At 62.6% G+C, this 2,725-nt stretch carries 3 protein-coding genes and 1 pseudogene; 3 read left to right on the top strand and 1 reads right to left on the bottom strand.

What is annotated here, in order from left to right:
• Positions 1–537 (bottom strand): annotated as a pseudogene (locus PA598K_RS39195) (phosphotransferase); the annotation flags it as partial.
• Between the two features lie 295 nt (positions 538–832).
• On the opposite strand from PA598K_RS39195, the gene PA598K_RS35240 reads away from it, so the two are divergent.
• The 3 genes from PA598K_RS35240 to PA598K_RS36975 all read left to right on the top strand — a co-directional run.
• On the top strand, positions 833–1,417 hold the full coding sequence (locus tag PA598K_RS35240; RefSeq protein WP_128661312.1) for a hypothetical protein: 585 nt from the start codon (positions 833–835) through the stop codon (positions 1,415–1,417).
• A gap of 217 nt (positions 1,418–1,634) precedes the next feature.
• Positions 1,635–2,342: a response regulator transcription factor gene (locus PA598K_RS35245; RefSeq protein WP_128661313.1), complete on the top strand. Its 708-nt coding sequence runs from the start codon at positions 1,635–1,637 to the stop codon at positions 2,340–2,342.
• Positions 2,335–2,725 (top strand): hypothetical protein (locus tag PA598K_RS36975; RefSeq protein ID WP_185602441.1); only part of this gene is annotated, 391 nt, incomplete at its 3' end. The genes PA598K_RS35245 and PA598K_RS36975, both read left to right, overlap by 8 nt.

A 2,725-nucleotide genomic window follows, 5' to 3' on the forward strand; every position in this document is an offset into this window, starting at 1 on the left:
GCGCTGTCGCTCAGGCAGCCCGAACGGCGGCCGCTCCATGAAGGTTGCAGCTGCCTGCGCATCGGCGAGCGGATGCAGCGAGTCGAGCGCCGTGAAGGGTCGGCCGACGTCATCCAGCTCCAGTAGACTGCACTGACGCAGCGCCTCCGATAACTCTCCCGCCACCAGCCCGTAGGCCTGCGCTTGCTCCGACTGCGACAGCTCGGGCGGGTTGCCCGGCAGGTAGCGCACCATCGCGCCTAGAGTTCCGTCGGCCAGCTCGGTGAAAACCCCGCCTGACCGCGTCAGCCGGAATGTCGGCACGTCTACCGAGAGCTGACGAGCAGTCAATTCGGCGCAGAGCTTCGCCTCCATCTCGATCCCCGCCGCCACCTTGGTATGGGGATTGTACAGCCGCACCACCCACGTCTCGCCCTCCACATGCACCAGCCGCGTCGTATTCGTCAGGCCGAGCGGCACCGGGACGACTTCATACGCGACGCCTGGCGGCACATATGCGGCGATGACTGACGCGATACGTTCCTCTGTTTGGTCCATTCAACTCTCGCCTCCCTGACGTGTTCAGATACATCCAGTATAGCAAAAGTCAGCATGGCACAGGAGGCATTGTCCAGATGATCCCAGAAACTGAGGTTAGCTCTCTACGAACGGATGCACCACAATAGAAAACGCCAACAATCGCCGCCTGCCCACCTAAAAATAGGTATACGGAACCAAAATAATGTGGTAAAGTGATCCAAAATAGTCATGTCGAAACATGGCGAGTAATGTTAGGGAGGGCTCAACGATAGAGACCGAAAAACGAAATGTAATCCACGATGTCACCTCAACGATGAAGGAAGTGGACCGCCAGCTCGTGCTGCGGCTCACCAAAAACCCGCTGGAGAGCGTGAAGCTGACCGAGCAGCAATGGATCTATGGTCTGCTGGGACTGGCAAGCGCCTTTGTCGGCTATCTGGTCTGGTCGCTGCTGATCGCCAGCAGCATCAATGAGATAATCAACGGCATGTTTGGCTTCGGCGGCCTGGGAGGGTCGAGCGTGTCGACTACCGGGGCAATCATGGGGCGGCTGATTCTGATCGGTCTCGTCTCCACCTTCGCCATCCTCGCTGCGATCTACCTGATCGGCTGGTGGCGGAGCGGCGCGAAGCCGCAGCCGAAGGCCTTTATTGCCCGGGTGGGCGGTGCGTATTACATCGGCGCTATCGGCTTCCTGCTGGCGACGCTGGTGACGTTCCTGAGCGGTTCGTTCGGATTCCTGGTGCTGATGATCACGCTGCTCTCCCTGCTCGTGCTGGGGCTGCAAGCCGGTGCGGAAGCAACCGCTGTCCCTCGCCAAGCGCTCGCCTCCTACCTGATCCTCTCGGTCGCGAGCTATCTCGTGCTGATCAGCCTGCTCTTGCGCTTGCTGCTGTAGCGTACGGGGGAGCGCGACGGTGGCGCACGCGAGCCAGGAGAGATAGAGTCCCCCGCCTCATGTCGCCGCCATGACGATCGCTGCCGTCGCAACAACGATACTTCTTCATCGCACCACCACCAGCCAAGCTGACGCCGTATATTGCGGGGTCAGCTTGTTTGCGTTGGCCCGCTCCGCTTACAATAGCTGTATCACCTTTGGAACGGGAGATCTAACTATGACCACTACTGCACGCACGATCCTGATCATCGAGGACGAGCCGGACATCGCCCGCATCCTCTCCGACTACCTGTCCAGTCAGCGCTTCGCAACCGCCGTCGCCGCGAACGGGCAGGAAGGGCTGGCGCTGCTCCGCAGCCTGCGGCCCGACTTCGTCATCCTCGATCTGACGCTGCCGGATATCGATGGCACCGAGCTGTGCCGACAGCTGCGCGCCGAGAGCGATGTGCCGCTGCTCATCCTGAGCGCCCGCAGCGCCGACACTGACAAGGTGCTCGGACTCGGCTTCGGCGCTGATGACTATATGACCAAGCCGTTCTCGCTCACCGAACTGCTCGCCCGCGTCCAGGCGCACTTCCGCCGGTATGAGCGGCTGGCGCCCCCGCCGCAGCCTGCCGATGCCGAGTATGTGGAGCTGGGCGATCTGACACTCGACAAGCGCGCCTACCGCGTAACGATGGCTGGCCGCGAGGTGCCGCTCTCTGCCAAGGAGTTCGAGCTGCTCTACCACCTCGCGAGTCACCGCAATCAGGTATTCTCCAAGCGGCAGCTGCTCGATGCGGTCTGGGGCTATGACGCCTACGGCGACGAGAATACGGTGAGCGTCTATATCCATCGCCTGCGCGACAAGCTCGAGCGCAACAGCTCTCAGCCTGCCTACCTGCACACGGTCTGGGGCGTCGGCTACAAGCTGAGCTATGTCTAGCGCGCTCAATCGCTGGACGGCGGCCGTCCTCGCCGCGCTGCTCCTCATCCTGGCGGGCAGCACCGGCATGCTGCTCTGGAGCTGGCAACGCTCCGCATCCGGCGAGCCGGAGATGGCGATCAATCGCGCTCGACTGGCCGTCCATCCGGTGCTGCTCTATCTCGAGCGCGAGCAATCAAGCCTGTCTCGGCCGGAGGTGCGCGATACGCTGCAGGAGATGACCGCGACGCTCGGACTCGCGCTGACGGTGGCCGGGCTCGACGGGCGCGTTCTCTATGCCTCAGACGGAGCGGCAGGATCGCGTCCGTCGCCCCTTGATGAGCAACCCTCGCAGCCTACCGCCCCCCGTCTCGATCCGCTCGGCGATGACCGGATCGACCTGC

This window comes from Paenibacillus sp. 598K, assembly GCF_003851045.1.
In the GTDB taxonomy this organism is placed as follows: Bacteria; Bacillota; Bacilli; order Paenibacillales; family Paenibacillaceae; genus Paenibacillus_D.

What these genes read in the sequence shown, in the direction of transcription:
- PA598K_RS35240 (WP_128661312.1), top strand. Translation starts at nt 833, where the DNA reads ATGAAGGAAGTGGACCGCCAGCTCGTGCTGCGGCTCACCAAAAACCCG.
- PA598K_RS35245 (WP_128661313.1), top strand. Translation starts at nt 1,635, where the DNA reads ATGACCACTACTGCACGCACGATCCTGATCATCGAGGACGAGCCGGAC.